The sequence below is a fragment of the Pseudomonas sp. GW823-FHT05G12 genome (assembly GCF_058795575.1).
Genome location: NZ_CM179501.1, coordinates 1,820,314 through 1,843,687, shown reverse-complemented (window position 1 = coordinate 1,843,687; position 23,374 = coordinate 1,820,314). Strand labels below are relative to the sequence as shown.

General features: G+C 57.7%; 25 protein-coding genes. 17 read left to right on the top strand and 8 right to left on the bottom strand.

All coding sequences use genetic code 11. The features are described 5' to 3' along the window. The first annotated feature begins 47 nt into the window (after positions 1-47). The 8 genes from ccoG (at position 48) to AC3RCM_RS08525 (ending at position 8,503) form a co-directional block, all read left to right on the top strand. Positions 48-1,463 (top strand): cytochrome c oxidase accessory protein CcoG, encoded by a 1,416-nt coding sequence (ccoG, locus tag AC3RCM_RS08560; RefSeq protein ID WP_029615636.1) that lies wholly within the window; start codon positions 48-50, stop codon positions 1,461-1,463. 15 nt (positions 1,464-1,478) lie between these two features. Continuing rightward, positions 1,479-2,009, top strand: a complete 531-nt coding sequence (locus tag AC3RCM_RS08555; protein WP_492629517.1) for a FixH family protein — start codon at positions 1,479-1,481, stop codon at positions 2,007-2,009. A gap of 136 nt (positions 2,010-2,145) precedes the next feature. After that, on the top strand, positions 2,146-4,620 hold the full coding sequence (locus AC3RCM_RS08550; protein WP_492629516.1) for a heavy metal translocating P-type ATPase: 2,475 nt from the start codon (positions 2,146-2,148) through the stop codon (positions 4,618-4,620). Next, positions 4,599-4,814, top strand: a complete 216-nt coding sequence (ccoS, locus tag AC3RCM_RS08545) for a cbb3-type cytochrome oxidase assembly protein CcoS (RefSeq protein WP_010955011.1) — start codon at positions 4,599-4,601, stop codon at positions 4,812-4,814. The genes AC3RCM_RS08550 and ccoS overlap by 22 nt, the downstream gene beginning before the upstream one ends. Continuing rightward, entirely contained in the window at positions 4,807-5,490 is a 684-nt protein-coding gene (locus AC3RCM_RS08540; protein WP_064493447.1) for a sulfite exporter TauE/SafE family protein, read from the top strand. Before ccoS ends, AC3RCM_RS08540 begins: the two co-directional genes overlap by 8 nt. A 105-nt stretch (positions 5,491-5,595) precedes the next feature. Beyond that, positions 5,596-6,978, top strand: a complete 1,383-nt coding sequence (gene hemN, locus AC3RCM_RS08535) for an oxygen-independent coproporphyrinogen III oxidase (protein ID WP_010955013.1) — start codon at positions 5,596-5,598, stop codon at positions 6,976-6,978. A 186-nt stretch (positions 6,979-7,164) separates the two neighbouring features. Continuing rightward, positions 7,165-7,899 (top strand): Crp/Fnr family transcriptional regulator FnrA, encoded by a 735-nt coding sequence (gene fnrA / locus AC3RCM_RS08530; protein ID WP_003254301.1) that lies wholly within the window; start codon positions 7,165-7,167, stop codon positions 7,897-7,899. 55 nt (positions 7,900-7,954) lie between these two features. After that, entirely contained in the window at positions 7,955-8,503 is a 549-nt protein-coding gene (locus AC3RCM_RS08525) for an adenine phosphoribosyltransferase (RefSeq protein WP_009683910.1), read from the top strand. Positions 8,504-8,621: 118 nt separating this feature from the next. Here AC3RCM_RS08525 and recR read toward each other — a convergent pair whose 3' ends face one another. From recR to dnaX, 3 genes are all read right to left on the bottom strand, one after another. After that, on the bottom strand, positions 8,622-9,224 hold the full coding sequence (gene recR, locus AC3RCM_RS08520; protein ID WP_492629515.1) for a recombination mediator RecR: 603 nt from the start codon (positions 9,222-9,224) through the stop codon (positions 8,622-8,624). A 358-nt stretch (positions 9,225-9,582) separates the two neighbouring features. Then, positions 9,583-9,918, bottom strand: coding sequence for a YbaB/EbfC family nucleoid-associated protein (locus tag AC3RCM_RS08515; protein ID WP_003254305.1), 336 nt, complete (start codon positions 9,916-9,918; stop codon positions 9,583-9,585). 63 nt (positions 9,919-9,981) lie between these two features. Then, positions 9,982-12,057, bottom strand: a complete 2,076-nt coding sequence (dnaX, locus tag AC3RCM_RS08510) for a DNA polymerase III subunit gamma/tau (RefSeq protein WP_492629514.1) — start codon at positions 12,055-12,057, stop codon at positions 9,982-9,984. A gap of 121 nt (positions 12,058-12,178) precedes the next feature. On the opposite strand from dnaX, the gene AC3RCM_RS08505 reads away from it, so the two are divergent. Further along, on the top strand, positions 12,179-12,985 hold the full coding sequence (locus AC3RCM_RS08505; RefSeq protein WP_064493450.1) for a substrate-binding periplasmic protein: 807 nt from the start codon (positions 12,179-12,181) through the stop codon (positions 12,983-12,985). A gap of 208 nt (positions 12,986-13,193) precedes the next feature. Here AC3RCM_RS08505 and AC3RCM_RS08500 read toward each other — a convergent pair whose 3' ends face one another. From AC3RCM_RS08500 to AC3RCM_RS08490, 3 genes are all read right to left on the bottom strand, one after another. After that, the gene (locus AC3RCM_RS08500) at positions 13,194-13,343 is read right to left on the bottom strand and encodes a hypothetical protein (RefSeq protein ID WP_231114320.1); all 150 of its coding nucleotides are present in this window, start codon (positions 13,341-13,343) and stop codon (positions 13,194-13,196) included. Between the two features lie 3 nt (positions 13,344-13,346). Beyond that, entirely contained in the window at positions 13,347-13,469 is a 123-nt protein-coding gene (locus AC3RCM_RS08495) for a hypothetical protein (protein ID WP_269200514.1), read from the bottom strand. A gap of 364 nt (positions 13,470-13,833) precedes the next feature. After that, complete coding sequence (locus tag AC3RCM_RS08490) at positions 13,834-14,322, bottom strand: DUF2938 domain-containing protein (RefSeq protein WP_064493451.1); 489 nt, start codon at positions 14,320-14,322, stop codon at positions 13,834-13,836. An 83-nt stretch (positions 14,323-14,405) separates the two neighbouring features. Between AC3RCM_RS08490 and AC3RCM_RS08485 the strand changes: the two genes are divergently transcribed. The 6 genes from AC3RCM_RS08485 to AC3RCM_RS08460 all read left to right on the top strand — a co-directional run bounded on the left by AC3RCM_RS08485 (position 14,406) and on the right by AC3RCM_RS08460 (position 19,322). Continuing rightward, positions 14,406-14,825, top strand: coding sequence for a helix-turn-helix domain-containing protein (locus AC3RCM_RS08485; protein WP_064493452.1), 420 nt, complete (start codon positions 14,406-14,408; stop codon positions 14,823-14,825). Between the two features lie 272 nt (positions 14,826-15,097). Continuing rightward, positions 15,098-16,453, top strand: coding sequence for a tyrosine-type recombinase/integrase (locus tag AC3RCM_RS08480; protein ID WP_492629513.1), 1,356 nt, complete (start codon positions 15,098-15,100; stop codon positions 16,451-16,453). 272 nt (positions 16,454-16,725) lie between these two features. After that, positions 16,726-16,959 (top strand): hypothetical protein, encoded by a 234-nt coding sequence (locus AC3RCM_RS08475; protein ID WP_492629512.1) that lies wholly within the window; start codon positions 16,726-16,728, stop codon positions 16,957-16,959. A 396-nt stretch (positions 16,960-17,355) separates the two neighbouring features. After that, the gene (locus AC3RCM_RS08470; RefSeq protein WP_492629511.1) at positions 17,356-17,544 is read left to right on the top strand and encodes a hypothetical protein; all 189 of its coding nucleotides are present in this window, start codon (positions 17,356-17,358) and stop codon (positions 17,542-17,544) included. A 25-nt stretch (positions 17,545-17,569) separates the two neighbouring features. Continuing rightward, the gene (locus AC3RCM_RS08465) at positions 17,570-18,046 is read left to right on the top strand and encodes a hypothetical protein (protein WP_492629510.1); all 477 of its coding nucleotides are present in this window, start codon (positions 17,570-17,572) and stop codon (positions 18,044-18,046) included. Positions 18,047-18,626: 580 nt separating this feature from the next. Continuing rightward, the gene (locus AC3RCM_RS08460) at positions 18,627-19,322 is read left to right on the top strand and encodes a replication/maintenance protein RepL (RefSeq protein WP_492629509.1); all 696 of its coding nucleotides are present in this window, start codon (positions 18,627-18,629) and stop codon (positions 19,320-19,322) included. Between the two features lie 852 nt (positions 19,323-20,174). Here the strand turns inward: AC3RCM_RS08460 and AC3RCM_RS08455 are convergent. After that, positions 20,175-20,396 carry a hypothetical protein gene (locus AC3RCM_RS08455; RefSeq protein WP_492629508.1) on the bottom strand — a complete coding sequence of 74 codons (222 nt, stop codon included), beginning with the start codon at positions 20,394-20,396 and terminating at the stop codon, positions 20,175-20,177. Between the two features lie 473 nt (positions 20,397-20,869). Here AC3RCM_RS08455 and AC3RCM_RS08450 point away from each other — a divergent pair, with 473 nt between their 5' ends. Further along, the gene (locus tag AC3RCM_RS08450) at positions 20,870-21,121 is read left to right on the top strand and encodes a helix-turn-helix domain-containing protein (RefSeq protein WP_492629679.1); all 252 of its coding nucleotides are present in this window, start codon (positions 20,870-20,872) and stop codon (positions 21,119-21,121) included. 26 nt (positions 21,122-21,147) lie between these two features. Here the strand turns inward: AC3RCM_RS08450 and AC3RCM_RS08445 are convergent, their stop codons facing one another. Next, on the bottom strand, positions 21,148-22,068 hold the full coding sequence (locus AC3RCM_RS08445) for an FRG domain-containing protein (RefSeq protein ID WP_492629507.1): 921 nt from the start codon (positions 22,066-22,068) through the stop codon (positions 21,148-21,150). A 388-nt stretch (positions 22,069-22,456) separates the two neighbouring features. Between AC3RCM_RS08445 and AC3RCM_RS08440 the strand changes: the two genes are divergently transcribed. Next, the gene (locus AC3RCM_RS08440) at positions 22,457-23,032 is read left to right on the top strand and encodes a recombinase family protein (protein WP_492629506.1); all 576 of its coding nucleotides are present in this window, start codon (positions 22,457-22,459) and stop codon (positions 23,030-23,032) included. Positions 23,033-23,374: the final 342 nt, after the last annotated feature.

Sequence of the window (23,374 nt, the reverse complement as noted above, 5' to 3'; positions counted from 1 at the left end):
CCGCACGCACAGGCCGCGGCGTTTCTCCACTGCCGTGGGACTTGATGATGAGCAAGCAAATTCCGGTACATGATGTGACCCCGCCTGCCAACAAAGGGAAGGATTCCGTCGACCTCTACGCTTCCCGGGAAAAGATCTACACCCGCGCCTTCACCGGCCTGTTCCGTCGCTTGCGCATGGTCGGCGGTGCAGTGCTGTTCCTGCTGTACTTCGGCACCGTGTGGCTGAACTGGGGGGGTCACCAGGCCGTGTGGTGGAACCTGCCCGAGCGCAAGTTCTACATCTTCGGCGCCACCATCTGGCCGCAGGACTTCATCCTGCTCTCGGGGATTCTCATCGTCGCCGCCTTCGGCCTGTTCTTCATCACGGTGTTCGCCGGCCGGGTGTGGTGCGGCTACACCTGCCCGCAAAGCGTGTGGACCTGGATTTTCATGTGGTGCGAAAAGGTCACCGAGGGTGACCGCAACCAGCGCATGAAGCTCGACAAAGCCCCCATGAGCGGCAACAAGTTCCTGCGCAAATTCGCCAAGCACAGCCTGTGGCTGCTGATCGGCTTTGTCACCGGCATGACCTTTGTCGGCTACTTCTCGCCAATCCGTGAACTGGCGATCGAATTCTTCACGGGCCAGGCCGATGGCTGGGCCTACTTCTGGGTCGGCTTCTTCACCCTCGCCACTTATGGCAACGCCGGTTGGCTACGCGAACAGGTGTGCGTGTACATGTGCCCCTATGCCCGCTTCCAGAGCGTGATGTTCGACAAGGACACGCTGATCGTGTCCTACGACCCACGCCGTGGCGAAACCCGCGGCCCGCGCAAGAAAGATACCGACTACAAGGCCCAGGGCCTGGGTGACTGCATCGACTGCACCATGTGCGTGCAGGTCTGCCCGACCGGCATCGACATCCGTGACGGCCTGCAGATCGAGTGCATCGGCTGCGCCGCCTGTATCGATGCCTGCGACAGCATCATGGACAAGATGAACTACCCCAAAGGGCTGATCAGCTACACCACCGAACACAACCTGTCCGGGCAGAAGACCCACATGCTGCGCCCGCGCCTGATCGGCTATGCCGTGGTACTGCTGGTAATGATGATCGGGCTGGCGACGGCCTTCGCCACCCGTTCGCTGGTCGGTTTCGACGTCAGCAAAGACCGCGTGTTGTACCGCGAAAACGCCCAGGGCCGGATCGAGAACGTGTACAGCCTGAAGGTGATGAACAAGGATCAGCGCGATCACCTCTACGTGCTGGACGCCGCCGGCCTGCCGGACCTCAAGCTCGAAGGCCAGCGCGAGATCCGCGTGGCCGCCGGTGACATCGTCAGCCTTCCCGTGCAGCTGTCGGTTGCCCCCGAGAAGCTGCCATCGACCACCAACGAAATCACCTTCATCCTCAAGAGCGCCGACGACAGCGACGCCCAGGTTGAAGCCAAGAGCCGTTTCATCGGCCCACAGATCCGCTAAGAGAGATAACGCACAATGCCTGCCGCCACCGCCGCCAGCCCCTGGTACAAGCACCTCTGGCCCTGGATCATCATCGGCATCCTCACCACCTCGGTGTGCCTGAGCCTGACCATGGTCAGCATCGCTGTGCACAACCCGGACAACCTGGTGAACGACAACTACTACGAGGCCGGCAAGGGCATCAACCGCTCGCTGGACCGCGAGCTGCTGGCGCAGCAGTTGGGCCTGAAAGCCAGTGTGCATCTGGACGAACTGACCGGCGAAGTGGACCTGCGCCTGACCGGTAGCAGTGCCCCGCAAAACTTGGAGCTGAACCTGATTTCGCCGACCCAGCCAGAGAAGGACCGCAAGGTGCTGCTGAGCCGGGTCGAAGCAGCACGCTATGTGGGGCAGCTGGAGGACAAGGTCGAGGGCCGGCGCTTTGTCGAGCTGCTGGGCAGTGAAGGGGGCCAGGTATGGCGCCTGTTCGAAGAGGAAAAAGTGGCGCATGGTGTGACCTTGCAGTTGGGTGACGAAGCCCTGCAAGGCGCCGAACACCAACAGTAGCAACACCGCAAATCCCTGTGGGAGTGGGCACGCCCGCGAATGCGATAGTTCAGGCAAAGGTATTTCCAGGTCTGACGCATTCGCGGGCGCGCCCGCTCCCACAGGGTTTCCTATCTGCCTGAGCAGTGTCTGCCCTATGACCCAACCGACCCCCTGCTACCACTGCGCCCTGCCCGTCCCCACCGGCAGCCGCTTCACCGCCGTGGTCCTCGGCCAGCCCCGGCAGTTCTGCTGCCCCGGCTGTCAGGCGGTGGCCGAGTCGATCGTCGCTGGAGGCCTGGAACATTACTACCAGCACCGCAGCGACAACAGCGCCAACCCCGAAGCCCTGCCCAAGCAACTGCAGGACGAACTGGCCCTGTACGACCGCAGCGACGTGCAGCAAACCTTCGTCCGCCACCAGGGTGAGCTGGCCGAAACCACCTTGCTTGTCGAGGGCATCAGCTGCGCCGCCTGCGGCTGGCTGATCGAAAAGCACCTGCGCAACCTGCCCGGTGTCGCCGAAGCGCGCCTGAACCTGTCCAATCACCGCCTGCTGCTGAACTGGGATGACAAGCAGCTACCGCTGTCGCGCCTGCTGGCCGAACTTCGCCAGATCGGCTACGCCGCCCACCCCTACCAGCCTGACCAGGCCGCCGAGCAATTGGCCCGGGAAAACCGCAGCGCCCTGCGCCGCCTGGGCGTGGCCGGGCTGCTGTGGTTCCAGGCGATGATGGCGACCATGGCCACTTGGCCGGAATTCAACATCGACCTGACACCCGAGTTGCATGCCATCCTGCGCTGGGTGGCGCTGTTCCTGACCATTCCCATCGTGTTCTACAGCTGCGCGCCCTTCTTCAAGGGCGCGGCGCGCGACCTGCGAACGCGCCACCTGACGATGGACGTTTCGGTGTCGCTGGCCATTGGCCTGGCGTTCGGCGCTGGCATCTGGACAGCCATCACTGGCAGCGGCGAGCTTTATTTCGACACGGTGGGCATGTTCGCCCTGTTCCTGCTGACCGGCCGCTACCTGGAGCGCCGCGCCCGCGAGCGCACAGCGGCGGCCACTGCGCAGCTGGTCAACCTGCTGCCAGCCTCATGCCTGCGCCTGGACGCCATCGGGCGCAGCGAACGCATTCTGCTCAGCGAGTTACAGTGCGGCGACACCGTGCAGGTGCTGCCCGGCGCGGTCATCCCTGCCGACGGGCGCATCGTCGAGGGCCGCTCCAGCGTCGACGAATCGCTGCTGACCGGCGAGTATCTGCCGCAACCACGCCGGGTGGGTGAGCGGGTCACTGGCGGTACGCTGAACGTCGAAAGCGCGCTGAATGTGGAAGTGGAAGCCCTCGGCCATGACTCACGCTTGTCGGCCATCGTCCGCCTGCTGGAGCGCGCCCAGACTGAAAAACCGCGCCTGGCGGAAATTGCCGACCGCGCCTCGCAGTGGTTCCTGCTGTTCTCGCTGCTGGCCGCCGTTGCCATCGGCCTGTGGTGGTGGCACCTGGACCCGACACGGGCGTTCTGGATCGTACTGGCCATGCTCGTGGCCACCTGCCCTTGTGCCCTGTCTTTGGCTACGCCAACCGCACTGACCGCCGCCACCGGAACCCTGCACAAGCTTGGCCTGCTGGTGACCCGCGGCCATGTGCTGGAAGGCCTGAACCAGATCGACACGGTGATCTTCGACAAGACCGGTACACTGACCGAGGGCCGCCTGACCTTGCGCAGCATCCGCCCGCTCGGCAGCCAGGCCGCCGACCGCTGCCTGGCCCTGGCCGCGGCGCTGGAAAACCGCTCTGAACACCCCATCGCTCGCGCCTTTGGTCGTACCGCCACACCTGCCGATGACGTACAGAGCGTACCCGGCCTGGGCCTGGAGGGGCTGGTCGACGGCCAGCGCCTGCGCATTGGTCAGGCTACCTTCGTCTGCGCCTTGAGTGGTGCGGAAATCCCCGCTGTGCCCGAGCCTCGCGGCCAATGGCTGCTGCTGGGCGACCGCCAGGGACCCATGGCCTGGTTCGGCCTGGATGACCGCCTGCGCGACGATGCCCCGGCCCTGCTCGCTGCCTGCAAGGCGCGCGGCTGGCACACCCTGCTGCTGTCGGGCGACAGCTCGCCGATGGTTGCCGAAGTGGCCGCGCAGCTGGGTATCGAGCAGGCCATTGGCGGCCTGCGCCCGGATGACAAACTGGACCGCCTGAAAGCCCTGCAGGCTGGCGGGCGCAAGGTGCTGATGCTCGGCGACGGGGTCAACGATGTACCCGTACTGGCCGCCGCCGATATCAGCATCGCCATGGGCAGCGCCACCGACCTGGCCAAGACCAGTGCCGACGCCGTCTTGCTGTCCAACCGCCTGCAAGCGCTGGTGCAGGCGTTCGAGCTGGCCCGCCGCACCCGCCGCAACATCCTCGAGAACCTGCTGTGGGCGACCCTGTATAATGGCCTGATGTTGCCGTTCGCCGCGCTCGGCTGGATCACGCCGGTGTGGGCCGCCATCGGCATGTCGGTCAGCTCGCTGATCGTGGTGCTCAATGCCCTGCGCCTGACCCGGATGCCCGTGGCATCGGGCCCGCTGCCCCACGAAGCCCCTATACACGGGAGGAAGTCGCCATGCCCGCCCTCTATGTCATGATCCCGGCAGCGCTGCTGCTGGTCGGCGTGGCCGTGTACATCTTCTTCTGGGCGGTAGACAGCGGTCAGTACGATGACCTTGAAGGCCCCGCCCACAGCATCCTGTTCGACGATCAGGACCCGCGCCACCAGGCGGCAGTGAAGCCTGACGATGCCGCAGCCGACACCGACAAGGAACCACCACCCCGTGCCTGACCTGCTTCCGCTGCTGGGCTCGGCACTGGTCCTTGGCCTGCTAGGGGGCGGTCACTGCCTGGGCATGTGCGGCGGCCTGATGGGCGCACTGACCTTGGCCATCCCCCCCGAACAACGCGGCAAGCGCCTGCGCCTGTTGCTGGCGTACAACCTGGGGCGCATTTTCAGCTATGCCTGCGCCGGCCTGTTGCTGGGCCTGGCCGGCTGGGCCGTGGCCAGCAGCCCGGCAGCGCTGGCGCTGCGGGTGGTTGCGGCACTGCTGCTGATTGCCATGGGCCTGTACCTGGCCGGCTGGTGGAGCGGGCTGACCCGTATCGAGGCACTGGGCCGCGGGCTGTGGCGGCATATCCAGCCGGTGGCGTCGCGATTGCTGCCAGCGTCCAGCCTCCCTCGGGCATTGCTGCTGGGCGCCCTCTGGGGCTGGCTGCCGTGCGGGCTGGTGTACAGCACCCTTTTGTGGGCGGCCAGCCAGGGCAATGCCGGCTACAGCGCCGGGTTGATGCTGGCGTTCGGGGTGGGCACCTGGCCGGTGTTGCTGGCAACCGGGCTGGCTGCCGAACGGGTGAACGCCCTGTTGCGGCGACGCAGCGTGCGCGTGGCGGGCGGTGTGCTGGTGATGCTATTCGGTGTCTGGACACTGCCGGGCCCACACCAGCACTGGCTGATGGGCCATTGACGGGGGCTGCAAAGCAGCCCCAATGCCCTTGATACAAATCAACACAGTTTCCTACAGACGGCCATAGACTCCGGTGCACTGCTGCTCTTTCCGGGGACTACCCTCATGCTCGACGACCTCCGTTGGGATACCGACCTGATCCGCCGCTACGATCTCGCCGGGCCACGCTACACCTCTTACCCAACCGCCGTGCAACTGCACAGCGAGGTGGGTTCGTTCGACCTGCTCAACGCCCTGCGCGAGAGCCGACGGGCCGTGCGCCCGCTGTCGCTGTACGTGCATGTGCCGTTCTGCGCCAACATCTGCTACTACTGCGCCTGCAACAAGGTCATCACCAAAGACCGCGCCCGCGCCGCGCCCTACCTGCAGCGCCTGGAGCAGGAAATCCAGCTGGTCGCCTGCCACTTGGACCCTAAACAGCGTGTTGAACAGCTGCATTTTGGCGGCGGCACACCGACCTTCCTCAGCCATGTGGAACTGCGCCAGCTGATGGCCACCCTGCGCCAGCACTTTCACCTGCTGGACGACGATTCCGGCGACTACGGCATCGAGATCGATCCTCGCGAAGCCGACTGGTCGACCATGGGCTTGCTTCGCGAACTGGGCTTCAACCGCGTCAGCCTGGGTGTACAGGACCTCGACCCGGCCGTGCAGCGCGCGATCAACCGCCTGCAGAGCCTGGAACAGACCCGCACCCTGATCGAGGCTGCGCGCACGCTGCAGTTTCGCTCGGTCAACCTCGACCTGATCTACGGCCTGCCCAAGCAAACCCCGGAAGGCTTTGCCCGCACCGTGGAAGAAGTGATCCGCCTGCAGCCCGACCGCCTGTCGGTGTTCAACTATGCCCACCTTCCCGAGCGCTTCATGCCGCAACGGCGCATCGACAGCAACGACCTGCCCAGCGCCGCCGCCAAGCTGGAGATGCTGCACGCCACCATCGACCAACTGACCGCCGCCGGTTACCGCTACATCGGCATGGACCACTTCGCCCTGCCCGACGACGAACTGGCCATTGCCCAGGAAGAAGGCACCTTGCAGCGCAACTTCCAGGGCTACACCACCCACGGGCACTGCGACCTGATTGGCCTGGGCGTGTCGGCGATCAGCCAGATCGGCGACCTGTACTGCCAGAACAGCAGTGACCTCAACACCTATCAGGACAGCCTGTCCAACGCCCAGCTGGCCACCCAGCGCGGCTTGCTGTGCAACCACGACGACCGCATACGCCGGGCGGTGATCCAGCAACTGATCTGCCATTTCGAGCTGGATTTCGAACCCATCGAACAGGCTTTCACCCTGGATTTTCGCGGTTACTTCAACGACCTCTGGCCCGAGCTGCTGACCTTGCAGCGCGACGGCCTGATCAGTCTGGACGACAAGGGCATTCGCATCCTGCCCGCCGGCCGGCTGCTGGCGCGCTCGGTATGCATGGTGTTCGACGCGTATCTGGCGATGCACAACCGCCAGCGTTTCTCGCGAGTGATCTGAAAAACAAGGCGTTCAACCGCATGGACAAGCTTCCTTGTCAGGCACACTATGAGCACACATGGACTCCCGGCAGGCCACCTGCCGGGGTTTCGCCAGCGCGCACCATCATCGCGCACACTGGCTTACACCCTGTGTCGTGAGTTACCCTTACGACTTATGTGTGCTTTCCCACAAGGATCGATTCAAATGTCCGAGCCAGTCAAACTGCGCCCACACAACCAGGCCCATTGCAAGGATTGCAGCCTGGCCCCCCTGTGCCTGCCTCTTTCGCTGAACCTGGAAGACATGGACGCGCTGGATGAAATCGTCAAACGCGGGCGGCCGCTCAAGAAAGGCGAGTTCCTGTTCCGCCAGGGTGACAGTTTTGGCTCGGTCTACGCAGTACGGTCCGGGGCCCTGAAAACCTTCAGCCTCAGCGACAGCGGCGAGGAGCAGATCACGGGCTTCCACCTGCCCAGCGAACTGGTCGGCCTGTCGGGCATGGATACCGAGGCCTACCCGGTATCGGCCCAGGCTCAGGAAACCACTTCGGTGTGTGAAATCCCCTTCGAGCGGCTGGACGAGCTGTCGGTGCAACTGCCACAGCTACGCCGCCAGCTGATGCGGGTAATGAGCCGCGAAATCCGCGACGACCAGCAAATGATGCTGCTGCTTTCGAAAAAGACCGCCGACGAGCGCATTGCCACCTTCCTGGTCAACCTGTCGGCGCGCTTCCGCGCCCGCGGCTATTCGGCCAATCAGTTCCGCCTGAGCATGTCGCGCAACGAAATCGGCAATTACCTTGGCCTGGCGGTAGAAACCGTGTCGCGGGTGTTCACCCGCTTCCAGCAGAACGGCCTGCTGCGCGCCGAGGGCAAGGAAGTGCACATCCTCGATCCGATCCAGCTGTGCGCGCTGGCCGGTGGTGCAATCGAGGCCTGAGGCTGATCTTTAGCGGGTATACTTGGGCATTCGTTTTCCTAGGATACCCGCAACAATGCACAGCGACGCCTTCGACCTCAAAGCCCTGATCCGCCCGGTAGTGGACTTCCCCAAACCGGGTGTGATCTTCCGCGACATTACCCCGTTATTCCAGTCGCCACGCGGGCTGCGCTATGTGGCCGACCAGTTCATCGAGCGCTATGTCGAGGCGGAATTCAGCCACATCGGCGCCATGGACGCGCGGGGCTTCCTGATCGGCTCGATCATCGCCCACCAGCTGAACAAGCCGCTGATCCTGTTCCGCAAGCAGGGCAAGCTGCCAGCCGACGTGCTGAGCGAGGGTTACCAGACCGAGTACGGCGAAGCCTTCCTGGAAGTGCATGCCGACAGCCTGTGTGAAGGCGACTCGGTGCTGATCTTCGATGACCTGATTGCTACTGGCGGTACGCTGCTGGCGGCGGCCAACCTGGTGCGTCGTACCGGGGCGCAGGTGTTCGAGGCGGCGGCGATCATCGACCTGCCGGAACTGGACGGGTCGCGTCGGTTGCAAGCGGCCGGGGTGCCTACCTTCTGCCTGACCGAGTTTTCCCTCAGCGAGTACTGAGTGGGCTTTTGGGGCTGCTTTGCAGCCCATTCGCGGGTAAACCCGCTCCTACGAAGGCCGCGTATGTTTTGTAGGCGCGGGTTTACCCGCGAATGGGCCGCCAAGCGGCCCCAATGAATCAGAGCGAAATGGGCCGGCGCCCTGCAAAGGCATGGGCCAGGGTACCGCCGTCTACCATCTCCAGCTCGCCGCCCAGTGGCACACCATGGGCAATGCGAGACGCCACCAAGCCCTTCTCGCTCAGCAACTGGGCAATGTAATGCGCCGTCGCCTCCCCCTCCACTGTCGGGTTGGTCGCCAGGATCACCTCGGTAAAGGTGCCCTGCTCTTCGATCCGCGCCATCAGCTGCGGAATACCGATCGCCTCAGGCCCCAGGCCATCCAGCGGCGACAGGTGCCCCTTGAGCACAAAGTAACGGCCACGGTAGCCCGTCTGCTCCACCGCATACACATCGGTCGGCCCCTCGACCACGCACAGCTGTGTGTCGTCACGGCGCGGGTCGGCGCACTGCGGGCACAGCTCCTGCTCGGTGAGGGTGCGACACTGGCGGCAATGCCCTACCCCTTCCATGGCCTGGGTCAAGGCCTGAGCCAGGCGCATCCCGCCACTGCGGTCGCGTTCGAGCAGTTGCAGGGCCATGCGCTGGGCGGTTTTCTGACCGACACCTGGCAAGATGCGCAGGCCGTCGATCAGTTGGCGAATGAGGGGGCTGAAGCTCATGGGAAAGGCCTGACAATTCAATAAGAGGCGGTTTATACCCAGCGGGGGCGGTGGCGTCAAATCAGGTCACCCCAAGTCTACGCGGCCTGCAGTTTTATGAGAGCAACTGCCTTGCACAAAACTGGAAAGCCAGTGTGATCACTGTGGGAGCGGGCATGCCCGCGAAGCAGGCTGCACAGTGGATGGCACGGGCTTCGCCCGTGTTCGCGGGCATGCCCGCTCCCACAGTGATCGTGCAAAATTTCAAAGTTCGAGCAAAACAGTTGTCCCGACATAAAAAAGCAGACCGCGTCTGGGTTGAAATCTACGCAAAAAAAACGCCGCTGATATCAGCGGCGTTTTTGAGTACCTCAATGCCTTAGAACGGCATCTTGAAGCCTGGCGGCAGCTGCATGCCGGCGGTCATGCCGCCCATCTTTTCCTGGCTGCTTTGCTCAACCTTGCGCACGGCGTCGTTCAGCGCAGCGGCAATGAGGTCTTCCAGTACTTCCTTGTCGTCTTCGTCAGTCGACATCAGGCTCTGGTCGATGCTGACACGCTTGACGTCATGACGACCGGTCATCACCACACTCACCAGCCCGCCACCGGACTGACCGGTGACTTCGGCGTTGGCCAGTTCTTCCTGCATCTTCTGCATTTTTTCCTGCATCTGCTGGGCCTGCTTCATCAGGCCGGCCATGCCACCTTTCATCATGGGGTATACCTCGATTGGGTCATGTGATGCGGCCCGGCACCGGGCCGGCCGCATGGTTATCCATTACTGGCCCTGACTGACCAGGGCTTCTACAGGCTCAATAGTATCCTGCCGCACCTTGGCGCCGAACAACTTGATCATCTGCTGGATCAACGGATCCTGCTCGATCGACGCGACGGCGTCCTGCTGGCGCTCGGCTCGCTTGCGTGCCGCCGCCTGAGCCGGGGTTTCCTGCTCGGGCAGGATCAGCTCGATGCGCAGGTTCAGCGTGCGCCCCAGGTGCTGGTTGAGCGCTTCGTTCAGGCGCCGCTGCTGGGTGGCGTTGAACAGCGCCCCCTGGCCAGGGTCCAGGTGCAGCAACCAGTCGTCGCCATCGGCGGCAATCAGCGTACAGTTTGCCGCGATGTTGCCTGTCATCCCGGACACAGGCAACTGTGGGAATAATTCCAGCCATTGCAAGGCCAGGCCGGTGGCCGGTTTGGCTGCCGGCAACGGTTCGGCAGCCGGTTTGGACACGTCTTCCTGAACATGTTCGGCCAACTCGTCCAGGTAGCTGAAACCTGCCGGATCGCTTTCGCCACCGTAATAGTCTTCGTCAAGCGGCGGCTCATCGTCGCGCTCCATCCCCACGGCAGCGTAGGCAGACGGGTCGAAAGGCGGCTCGTCGTGTGCCGGGGCGGCCTGTGTGGGCGCCACCGGGGCAACAGGCTCGGGCGCAGGTGCCGGTTCAGGCGCAGGTTCGGCCGCTAACGGCGCGGGTGCAACGGCAGGCTCTTCCCACGGCAGGTCGACCACTTCGGCAACAGGCTCAGGTACGGAGATGGCCTCGGCTTCGGCCTTCAGCTCAACATCTGCCTCGGCCTCCGGCTCATGATCAGCCGTCGCGGGTGCTGGCACCTCCAGCTGCGGGGCTTGCGCAACAGGCTCCGCCGGCACAGCCGCGACAGGCGATGAAAGCGCGGCCGGCGCCGCGGCTGCCACCTGCCCTGCAGGATCAGCTGTGGCCTGGCTGATCCCCGTTGGCTTTAGCACCGGCTTCGGTGCGTCGTCCGTGTCTGCCGGGCGGAACGCCAGCATACGCAGCAGCACCATCTCGAAGCCACCGCGCGGGTCCGGCGCAAGGGGCAGGTCACGGCGGCCAATCAGGCCCATCTGATAATAGAACTGCACATCCTCGGCCGGCAGCGCCGAAGCCAGCGCCAATACCCGCTCGCGATCACCCTGGCCGTTGTCTACCGCTTCGGGCAGCGCCTGGGCAATGGCTACACGGTGCAGCACATTGAGCATTTCAGCCAGAACGCCCGACCAGTCCGGCCCTTGCTCGGCCAAATTACGCACGGCCTCCAGCAAAGCCCTGGCATCGCCTTCGAGCAGTGCCTGCAAGACCCCATACACCTGGCCATGGTCGAGGCTACCCAACATGGCACGTACATCGGCGGCCAGTACCTTGCCTTCACCGAAGGCGATGGCCTGGTCGGTCAGGCTCATGGCATCGCGCATGGAACCATCGGCGGCACGGCCCAGCAGCCACAGGGCATCCTCCTCGAACGGCACGTTCTCGGCGGCCAGTACGTGGCTGAGGTGCTCCACCACCCGCTCCGGGCTCATGTTCTTCAACGAGAACTGCAGGCAGCGCGACAGGATGGTGGCCGGCAGCTTCTGCGGGTCGGTGGTGGCGAGGATGAACTTGACGTAGGGCGGCGGCTCTTCCAGCGTCTTGAGCAAGGCGTTGAACGAGTGGGTCGAGAGCATGTGCACTTCGTCGATCAGGTAGACCTTGAAGCGCCCACGGCTAGGGGCGTACTGCACGTTATCGAGCAGTTCGCGAGTGTCCTCGACCTTGGTACGGCTGGCGGCGTCGATCTCGATCAGGTCGACGAAACGGCCTTCGTCGATTTCCCGGCACACCGAACAGGTGCCACAGGGGGTGGAGGTGATGCCGGTTTCACAGTTCAGGCACTTGGCGATAATACGGGCGATGGTCGTCTTGCCCACGCCGCGGGTACCGGTGAACAGGTAGGCATGGTGCAGGCGCTGGTTGTCCAAGGCATTGATCAAGGCCTTGAGCACATGGGTCTGGCCGACCATTTCGCGGAACGAGCGCGGACGCCATTTTCGTGCAAGAACCTGATAACTCATCGAAAAACCATCGTAGCCTGATCGAGCGGAAGATCGCTAATGCTAGCGGAGCGGGGGCAAAATTGCACCCTGCGCAACTCGTCTAAGCTTGGAATGGCGCATTGTCCAGGGAGGATTGCCTTTGCGAAGACTGCTGGCCCTGTTACTGCTGTGGTCTACAAACAGCCTGGCTGACCAGCCGGTGCTGCGCTTCTCCGTAGCCGAGAGCTGGAGCATGCCCCTGGTACGCATCGAAGGTGATCAGCCAGTGGAGGGATTGCTTTACGACCTGATGCAAGCCGTTGCCAGGCAAGTGGGCGCTCGCCCCGAGTTCCACGTCATGGCCCGCCTGCGCCTGGAGGAAGCCATGAGCAGCGGCGATATTGATGTGCGTTGCTACGTCAGCACCCAGTGGCTCAACGACCGTCCAAGGGATTTTGTGTGGAGTATCCCGCTGATTCACCAGCGCGACGTACTGGTTGGCCGCGCCGGCGACAGCACCCCGATACCCCCGGAGCAACTGCCACCCCAGGCGATCGGCACGGTACTGGGCTACACCTATTCAACCCTGCAACCACTGCTGGACCACGGCCAATTGCACCGTGAGGACAGCCGCAACCAGTTGCTGGTGCTGCAAAAGCTGCAGGCCGGCCGGTATCGCCATGCGGTGAGCAACCAGTTGTCGTTGCAGTGGTTCAACCAAGGGTTGCCAGCGGAGCAGCAATTGCAAGCGCTGGCGGTGCTGGACGAACAGGATTTGGGGTGCATGGTGCGCAACGATCCGGCGATACCGACACAAGGGCTGTTGCGGGCGTTGGTAAGGATGAAGCAGTCGAGGGAGATAGAGCGGATTTTGCAGCGGTATGAAGCGACGGGCGACCCGGACAGTATGTCTGTGGCCCGCCCCGAAATACCCAGCAAAATGCCGGCACACAGCCAGCGCAACTAACGCCCTGCTCATTTCGCGAACGCTTGCGCAAACACTGTGAGAGCAACTGTCTTGCTCAATTTCTAAAAGCTGGCGCGTTCTCTGTGGGAGCGGGCTTGCCCGCGAACACGGGCGAAGCCCGTGCCATCCACCGCGCTATATTCTTCGCGGGCACGCCCGCTCCCACAGCGTTGTGCGGCACACTACAATCTCTATCACAAACTCAACGTCACCGGCCTTTACGTTCAAACGCCACGCTGACAGCATCCGCCTGCCCCCAGGCAATCTGCATGGCCCGCAACCCATGCTCCAATAACTGCCTGGTTTCTTCGTCCTGAATACGCTCAAGCGCCCGGCGGCTATCGCTGTAGGCGAACATCAGTTAGTGGGAAACATTCATCAACGCGAACTCCATCGGGACGATGCCTTCGCTGATCGCGCGGGAAAGGGATTTGCCTTGGGGAAGATCGAAGACGTGGGGCGGATCGGGGACCAGTTTTTTCATGACAGCTCCGTGTTGGCTGTGTTGTCCCCTTCTGCTTCCACGCATTAGGGTGGCAACTGTACGCGGGGTGGAAGACCAGGCACACGGTAGACCCGGCAGGTACGAATACCTCCCGCGCACAGCCGCCATAAATGACAACTGTCCCATGTGCCACCCAGGCTTCCACACCCGATCGCTGAACTGACAGCGACCGCGAAAGCCTAGTGGGCGAGGTTGACCGGGACAATCAGACGGGAGTCGACGGAACACGTAGGATAATTCGCTATGCCTGCCTGACGTGTAGGGGCTTCCCTAGACCGTTATCAGACCTATCTTAAAAGCGGGCACTCTGATCATGTGCTTACTGTAATCGGGATCCCTGTCTTCACACCAAAGCCCGTAAATACGCACTCAAGAACAACCCCACACCAAACACAAAATGCGTGGCCAGGCTCTTCAGACAGTTCCGCGCAGGTGTCGGCGTTCTGGACGCAAAGAACCCTGCCCCCATCGCCGGCTGCATGAGGCAAAACGGCGCCACGACTGTACCCACACCTACAACTACTGCAGGTAAAAGAGTAGGCGACCGCAACCAGCCCTCCCCTACGATCACAACCAGCAGCATCGCGAAAAGCACGCCGGTGGCGTAGTGAATCACCCATCCCCACGCCAACTCATTTCGCACCGGTTCCGCTTTGGCAATCGCTTGGTGCGAAACACGCCCGCCTAGCAAGTGCCCCGCCCAACGCCCGACCATGGCAAAGTTCAGCGTTGCCACACCCAACCGCCTCAGCAGCAGGCCCCACAGGTCCATCACTACAGTGGCGCCGATGCCAATCGGCAACGCAGCTAAAAACATAGCAGTAAACGTCATTGAACAAGCCCTCGAAAGTTGACGGTCCTTACCCATGCCGCGCAGCATAGAAGTTGAAGTCAACTTCAAGTCAAGGGCCCGAAATGGACATTGCCGACGTCGCCAAACGCACTGGCGTACCCGCATCGACACTGCGTTACTACGAGAAGAAAGGCTTGCTCAAGTCCTTGGCCGGGCGCGGCCAGCGACGACAGTTTGCAGCCGACGTGGCGGACAGGCTGGCGCTGATCGCCCTGGGGCAGGCTGCGGGGTTTTCGCTGGATGAAGTGGGGGCGATGCTGGTGGACCTGCAGGTCGACCGGCAGATGCTGATGGCCAAGGCGGACGAGCTGGATGCGCGGATCAAGCGGTTGCAGGCGATGAGCAAGGGGTTGCGGCATGCCGCGCAATGCCCTGAGAAAGATCATCTGGCATGCCCCAAATTCCAGCGGCTGATGAAGCTGTCGGCGGCGGGAGCATTGGGCGAAAAGCAGGAAAGAACGAGGGCGTTCGTTACAGATTGAGGTTTTGCGGCCCCAGAAATGGAGGCGGCCCCACCAGCCACACCCCGGCACTCGATGTTCCCGCTATGGCTGCTCCCTTCCGGGCCTGCATAACCTCCTTAGGAGAATGTTCAGAAATCGGAGAAAGCCTTATGGGACAGGGGCTTCAGGCTGATGGGGTAGTAAAAATTCTACCCGTCCAGACAAACAGCATGGGCGCTCAGAAAACAAGGTGTGACCAGAATTGTTCCACTTTCATGGTCCACTTTACTGGTCCACTCTGGTGCTCCCAAATGACCTACATCGTCCGCCGCCAGTCCGTCTACTACCTCAACCTTCGACTACCAAAGCACCTGTTCCCCAACCGTCATACCCTTCGTGTATCCCTGCGAGTGCGTGAGCGTCAGATAGCTCTATTCCTAGCAACCTCACTTGTCCAGAAGGTGTATAGCCACTTGAGTGAGCACCCGTTGACCGCTCCTGAGACGCTGCGTGTGCTTTGTGAGCATTGGCGTGAAGCGACACCTCAACCTTTCGTCCCTACTGCTCCACGCACGGTTTCGGCAGCCACACAGAAGCCGATAGCCGAAGGCCCCACGCTGGCCACCCTCTCCAAGCTATATATAGAAGAAGGTAAACGCGGTGGCACATGGCGACAAACCAGCACCGAAGACATTGAACGTGCGCTAGCTGAGCTGTTTGAGCTAATGGGTGACATGCCTGCGGTAGCCTTCGATGCTCAACAAGCCCGCCTACTCAAAGAACGGCTTAGCCGTTGCCCCCAATACTTCGGCTTACGGCCAGAATTCAAGGGAAAGACGTTGAAACAGGTGGTTGAGTCAGGCAGCACCTACAAGACCATCACCGCCGTCACGGTGAACAACCGGCTACGTAAGCTTACCGCCTTCATCAACTGGTGCAAGGTGAATAGGTATGTCAAGGAAAACCCTTTAGCGGGTATGAAGGTAATGACTGGCTCAGCAAAGGAAGCAAGGCTGTCATTTGATCGCCACGATCTAGTCGCTCTGCTGGACTGTGAAACATTGCGAAAAGAAAGCAGCAAATATCAATGGCGATTTTGGATACCACTACTAGGTCGTTACACCGGGGCACGGCTGGAAGAACTGTGTCAGCTAAGGATTGATGACTTTATCGAGCAACAAGGTATCCAGTGCTTCCGTATTGATGACAGCAGTGAAGGTCAGAATCTCAAGAACATAGGTAGTCGTCGTGTGCTACCCATCCACCCTACTCTAATCGAACTAGGTTTGTTACAGCTCGTTGAGTCACTAAAGGCATCCGGGGGTAATCGCCTGTTCCCTGAGCTGGAACCGGTGCGTGGCAAGCTGGGTCACGCCCCATCGAAATGGTTTAGCAGGTACAAGACGAAGATAGGAATTACCGACACACGGAAGACATTCCACAGCTTCCGTCATACATTCATTGATGACCTTCGTGACGCTACAGTACAGGATTCGTTAATAAAGCGCATGGTCGGACATGAGGACAGTTCAGTCACCTTTGGCATTTATGGCAGTAGAACGCCGCTATTGGCTATGCACAAAGCCTTGCTATGCATTAAGCCGACTACGAACCCTAATAAAAGTTCGAAGACAGCAGGAGCAACTATTGACAAAATACCAACTTAGTTGATAGTATATAAGGTATCTGGAATTGTCTTGAAGTTCGATTTTAGATATTTATCTACGTCTTTATTGACGTATTTTGAGTAGGCTGTACTTCCCTCTTTTAGGTACAGCCCTCACGCCTTTGACTCCCCTCTAGCTTTCAAAGGCACTTATTCTTTTCTTACCCTCAGAACCGCGAAAGCAGTGATGAGGGTTTTCTTTGTCCAACAGAATATCCGTTTCGACATTCTATACGACACAAACCAATAACTCATAGACCTAAGGAGGTTTTTATGACGAATACCCGTGCCTGCAACATCTGCAATAAATCGCTTAACAACAAACGACTTGATAGTAAAACGTGCTCAAGCTCTTGCCGCAGCAAGCTCTTTAGGCTCAACCAAACAAAATCAGTACTGGTTAAATTTAGGATCTCAAGCGAAGCCTATACCGACTTGACTATTAAGGCTTTCTTTGCTGGACAAAGCATCAGCGACCACATTGCACAGCTGGTAGTGAAGCAATGAAAAACCACCTACACATTCACTGCGCATCAAATTTGATTGTTAAAGCTTTTGAAGCTTTCGAACCAGACCAACCGAGTAGTCAGTACCGCCTGATTCCTGTCAGTGACTTGGTACTTGAGAAATACTATGCTGCCCTTGCTAGACACAAGGATGGAACCTGTGTCGATGTGGATGAGTTCGCTTTGCTCAGCCCCTCATTCAGAGAGGCACTACGGGTTTCTTGCCCCTAACCCCATATGCCTCCAGAACGCTCTATTGTTCGTTTTGAGCGATGTTTCTTTAAGGTAGGCTACCCTACAGCCCCCCCTATTTCCGCATCTCTGCAAGCCACATATTTCGTGACCTGAGTATGCGAAAAATGCTTAGCCACGGACTTATTTAAGAAGGAAACCTGCAATGACAAAAGTAACAAGCTACGATCTTGATAAAATATTGGCCATTGCGCAAATACGACACTACCAGCATCTAAAACAAGCTGCTGCTGGTTCTGGAGATAAAGTCGAATACAGGCGCTGCGCAGATCAAGTTGACATTATCACCACGGAATACGGCCTAAGACAAAGCGAGGATGGCACTTATGAATAACATTACACAAACAAAGGAAACTACAATGACTGAAAAAACTAGAATCACTGGCGCTCCCCCAAAGTATGAAGAAGCTGAATTCCGTCGTCAGCTCAATGATCAGATAAAGCTGTATAAGCTAACAACAGCATCCATGGAAGGTGTACATGCGACCTTGCCTCATGACTTCCTTGAGCTTGTTGCTACAAAGGTTGCAGAGGGATACACCATCGCCCGCAACCATGCGGTGATTGCTGATCCACTTCATTACAGTTGCATGCTGATCAAGCCAGATGCTTTGCAAGCTCTAGATATTGCAGAGCTGAAGCTAAAAGTGAAGGCGGACTATGTGGAATGGTTAGAAACGGAGCGTACACATTACCAAGGCCTGCTGCGCCAGCAGCTGATCCAAGCCCAAGAAGAGAGAGAACGGAAATCAGCCGAGCAAGCTAAAGCTAAGAAACTGGCTCAAATCGAGGCAGAGGTGCAGGCGTGCTACTCTCCTTTGGAGATTCCCACTTAATCCAACCTGAGTGTAAACAGTGGAAACAACAGGAATAAATGCCCTTCTGGCTATTGCTTGAGGGGTTTTTTTATGTCTGCAAGAAGTTACACATGCCCGTTTGACCCCGATATTTGTTGGGGATGCCCGGTATGGGTGCTAAACACAAAATCAATTTCCACTCTCATTTATGATGGATGCAACAGATTCAACAGATTATTTGAGAAATAGAGATCGATCCCCAGTGACCATAGGCCCTACAGCGCACTCTCAGGCGGTTCTGGGCACGATCCGGCATCAGGTAGGGAAAGGTGGTGGTCAAGACGGTGTAGGCGCTTAGCCTGAAGCCTTGAGGGCGCTGGCATAGGATAACCAGCAGCGTGGCGGTAGCCATCCAAGAGCCATGAGCATGTTGACTTTATCTTCCGAACACAGTATAAGCAGGACCTAATTTCAGCACCATAACCTCCACGCGGCCACTTTCATTTCAGAAAAATGTCCCGCAGGAGGCTTTGTCGTGTCTGGGATTTACCCAACCAAACCGGCACAACCCGAGAGGAATTGCCTATGAAACTACCTGAACAAATGAGGACTACAGCAAATGAGGAAAGGAAAACGCCCCACTACACCACATGCTATTGATATCCGCCGTACGGTGGCCAATACCAGAACCAGCGTTACAGAAGACGGCTTCGTCTTTGATACCGCCACTGGTGAAGTGATCGGCAGCTACACCCTGCACGATTTCCCCCCCGCTCCGTATGATTGCAAACCGAGTCTCAGCGGATGCCGTAGTGCTGACGACCTAGACGAGCATCTGGAGCTGGTAGACCGTCGCAAGTTGCCACCGCATACGCTGCATTCCCTGACTGATGCTCAGGATCAGGCACATGGTGTATGGCGCCGAACGGGATTGGATTGCCGCATCACTCTCCCAAAGATGAACCTTCTGAAAAACCTGCATCATCTGGTGATATACCGGAACATTATCATCATGTGCCAAGCTGATCTGGCCAAGGCATTGGGTACAACAGCCTCAAACCTGATGAAGAAGCTCAAGCCGCTGATCGATGCCAACATGGTAAGGGTGAGCACCTCAAAGCAAGGTATCCGCATAGGTGAAATAAAGCTGACGATCAACCCTCGATTTATTTTTCGGGGCGATGACTATATGCGGGGTAAATATATAAAATGCTGGTATCAGGATTGGATTAGTCAGCATCCTCAATCAACATCAAGCATGAACAAAAGGGTATGGGCTTACAGCGCCATTGCCACAGCAGCGATAGCGGCTTGATCCAAGCTGTTAGCTTGTGATCATCCTATGGGCAGATTACTGTGCGTAGTTTTTTGAAAAAAGTGACGCAAGAAACGGCCCATAGACCACAGAAATCAAGGGGCTTAGCAAATTCCTTATATTAAAATAGAATTTGCTTCTCTTGTGGGCAGGAGGCCACAGAGGGCTTTACCCCTTGTGGACAGAGGTGGACACAGATGAGATTCAAGACAACCGTCCTCTAAGAAAGATCCACTCAAGAAATGAGGGGAAATCTAAATCAATCACATTGATTTCCCCAAAAATAAAATAATGTTATTCATCTAAGATGATATGTCTGTGTATCAGCAAGGCTGGCCTTTACACAGAAAAGTGAGCAATAGGAATTGGTACTCGAGAAAGATGGGGTGATTAATAAAATTAATCTAAATCACCCCGGCATACCAAAGAGATTATCTTCAGGGGCAACGCCCCTAAATTGTGTATCAACAACACCTTGTTGTTAAGGTGTGCTCCTGCGAAAACGCAGAGTAAGATCAAGAGCAGGCTGTCTTTGGATTTTATTAATCCAGCCCTAAAAGCATTCGCTGACGCTCACAGAGCAACCATTTCCAGTGCCAGCACTGAACAACCTTGTGTAGGGAAATCGTCTACAGTCGCCTGTGAAGGCTGACACATCTCTGTGTAGCATCTAGTGCCCCGGTGCCCCGCACCGAATACTCTTGTGTTGTTGGCCACGCCCTCGAAGCGACAACTCAGGAAGGTGGGGGCTGAATCCATCAATCACAATCACCCCACATTTCTTAGAAGTTTCCTCTAGAGCGTAGACCTTCTTGTAATTGATCGGCATATTTCCTAATTCATCTCAGATGATTAGAGCTTACTCCGCTCCATGCATCTATTGTATTCTTGCTCAGCAAACTCTTTTACCGCCCGAGCTTGATTCTCAGGCAAGGATAACTGAGAGCGCTGAAAAGCCTCTTGGATAAGGTATTGCCCAGCTTTCCATTCATCAACGGCATTCATCATCTCTGGCAACGGGATCCCCTGTTGTCGCATTTCCATGACTAGCTTAGCATCATCGTAGACATTCATACAGTAATGCCTACCCGATTTAGAATTAGCTGAGCCCGCATGTGAATTGAAACTAGCGCTAAAAGCTCCACCCATAGCCACTGCCAAAACCAATACCTTTACACACTTCATCACTACAACTCCTTTTGCTTATAATAAAAACTCACTAAACCAAAACGACATTTACGCCAGCGCTTTAGATCGACGGATTTTAGTCAACAAACTCAATCGCTAAGTCCTACACTAGAACGTAGCAATCGACATAAAGGCTCTGATCAGTAGTCACGCCGGTCTTACAGGCACCTATGTATCTATGCACGTTGAGCATGGATCGTTGCTGAAAATGTGTGTTAACACTGCCATTAAGGTTCTCTCGCTCAGACTCTTTTCAAGGGTCAGTCAGCGTCATGCTTCCCTAAGGGATAGATTATCCCTTTTTCAGATATCCGGAAAGGGGATATAGCTTGGGACGCTACCGTTATGTAGCCATCCCTATGCCAAAATCAATCCATCGACCTGAGCACCAAGCCTTGATCCACCTTCTGAGAAGGTACAGGGAAGCAGCGGGGCTTACGCAGACTGAGTGCTCGAAGAGGATGGGGCGCGCCCAGTCGTTCATGAGTGATGTGGAGACCGGTACGCGGCGACTGGACGTCGTACAGCTTCGGGACCTGTGTACGGTTCTTGGCATCACGCTGATTGAGCTGGTATTAGAGCTGGAAAAAGCTATCAATGCGAGGCGCTGACCGTTGGACCTTTGACGGCCAGCAGGTCAGTCGTCGTAGTTATCTGCATGATGCTGATCTATGGCAGCTTGAGTTCGTCTGACACCAACATCTACGTTGGCCCAATCTTTGACCATCTTCGCCACGCCATGAAAGCCGGGGAAAAGAGTTGACCCATCAACCCCCATCTTAGAGCACAGAGTTAAGAGATCAGGAGCTTCACTGACTGGTAGCGTCATCTTGATGAGGGGTCTAAGGCTTCGTCCACCGCTATAGATTTCCTCCAAGTCATCCAGCGCCTCTGGCACATATGGATCAAAAACGCTGCACTCTCTGAGATTGTGAGTAGTAAATAATCCAGACTGTGCTGCTTGGTTCTGACTTGTGCCGCCCGGCGTTCTTATAATCTTCACGGTCTCCAAAGATTCATGAAACGTGGTGTCTAACGCCCATATGGCGATCTTGGGCATCGTCATGTCATGCAACTCAAAGCTGGCCGATGAGGCTGCAAAATAACAGGCTACAAAACTACGATCAGTCCAATCAAGAAGACGTGTCGGCACTTCATAATGCTGAGCCACTGCTAAAATCTGGTGCATTTCTTCCTGGGGCCACGGTCTTGCAGCACTAATAAAACGGCCGCGCTCATTAGAGTTAAGATTTTTTTTGATTTCCTCGGTGTAGCCCGGCACGATCAAGCCTGATCGGTCACAGCCTTTTAAGAATTCCTTCAATATATCCAGTTCGAAATGCAATTGACCTAAAGTTGATTTGTCGAACATCCTGTTCGGCGAGCCATAGGCAAATGATCCTGCATCATTGCGGCAGACAGATGGGGTGAGCTTGTATCGGTCGCTTGGCTGACCACGAAAGACATACTTTCCAGCATCCCAAATCTCGTTAAGAGGCGAGACATAATCCAGCAGTTCCCGTGCCGTTTCGAATGCAATCTCTACTGGGCTTCCCATGACTTCCTCAGCGTATCAGTGGCGATTGACAAGTCTACTGTTTCTTGGATACCGCTATCAATTGACTCTACATTTCCGATAGTCACCAACCCGCACGTTCACACAATAGTGAGTCCAGATGCCAGAGATGCCCCTACACCCCTACCACAAACGCCGCTACGGGCCGATTCGATTTTCCAGCGTTCACTTCGATCAACAGCCACTCGCTACTGATCAATGAGTCTGACTGAGAGGCTAATGCGCCTATCGTCGCCGTGGTACCAACAATCGTCCGTTAATCGACACCAGCAGAAACAGCCGAGTATTGGTGTCATAAATTGTGCTTCCGATTTGATGATACTACCGATAAAATGACACCACACTTTATGAGTACAGCAGGAAGCCAACCATGTCCCGCACCTTCGTTTATGCCCGTGTCTCCACAACTGGCCAAACCACTGACAACCAACTGCTTGAAATACGTTCGGCTGGATTCGATGTGCAGGATCATCGGGTGATTGCTGAGACAGTCAGTGGCAGTACACAAGCCAGCGAGCGCCCCGGCTTTCAAAAGCTGTTGGAACGCATGGAGAAGAGTGATGTGTTGATCGTCACCAAGCTGGACCGTCTTGGCCGGAATGCAATGGATGTGCGAACAACTGTAGAATCGCTCTCCGATCATGGTATCCGCGTTCACTGTCTTGCTTTGGGTGGTGTAGACCTCACCAGTGCAGCAGGCAAGATGACCATGCAGGTGTTAAGTGCAGTAGCAGAGTTTGAGCGTGACCTGTTGGTCGAGCGTACCCATGCAGGGATCAACCGGGCAAAATCGGAAGGCAAAAAGCTGGGCCGGCCCGTGGCAGTGGGTACAACCAAAGAAGTGAAGGAATGCAAGGCGAATGGTTTGAGCCAGAGTCAAACCGCTGAGAAGCTGAATATTAGTTTGGCCACCATCAAGCGTCATTGGAACAAGTCAGTGGAGTGATGGTTTCTGGCTAACAGCTTCGATTTGAGAGCCGCAGATAACACCCGCTTCTCTCTATAAATATCAAAAAACAACTTCACTGCGAGCCTGAAATAAGCTATGTGGAGGCTTTTTGTATGCGCCCATCGGATTTGATTAATATTTAGGCCCATCCGGCCTTGGCACCGGCCTTGCAGTCAAGCGATGTCGCTGTATCGCGGGGGATTTTGACTACTATGGATTCGCAGTTAGTTAAAAAAACCAGATTCTGAAATCTGTGGGGTTGAGTTGATAGCGTAAGATCAACACAGTATACCTCGAAGCACCCTGCATATCGATAAAGCGCTTCTAACCTCCAACCCG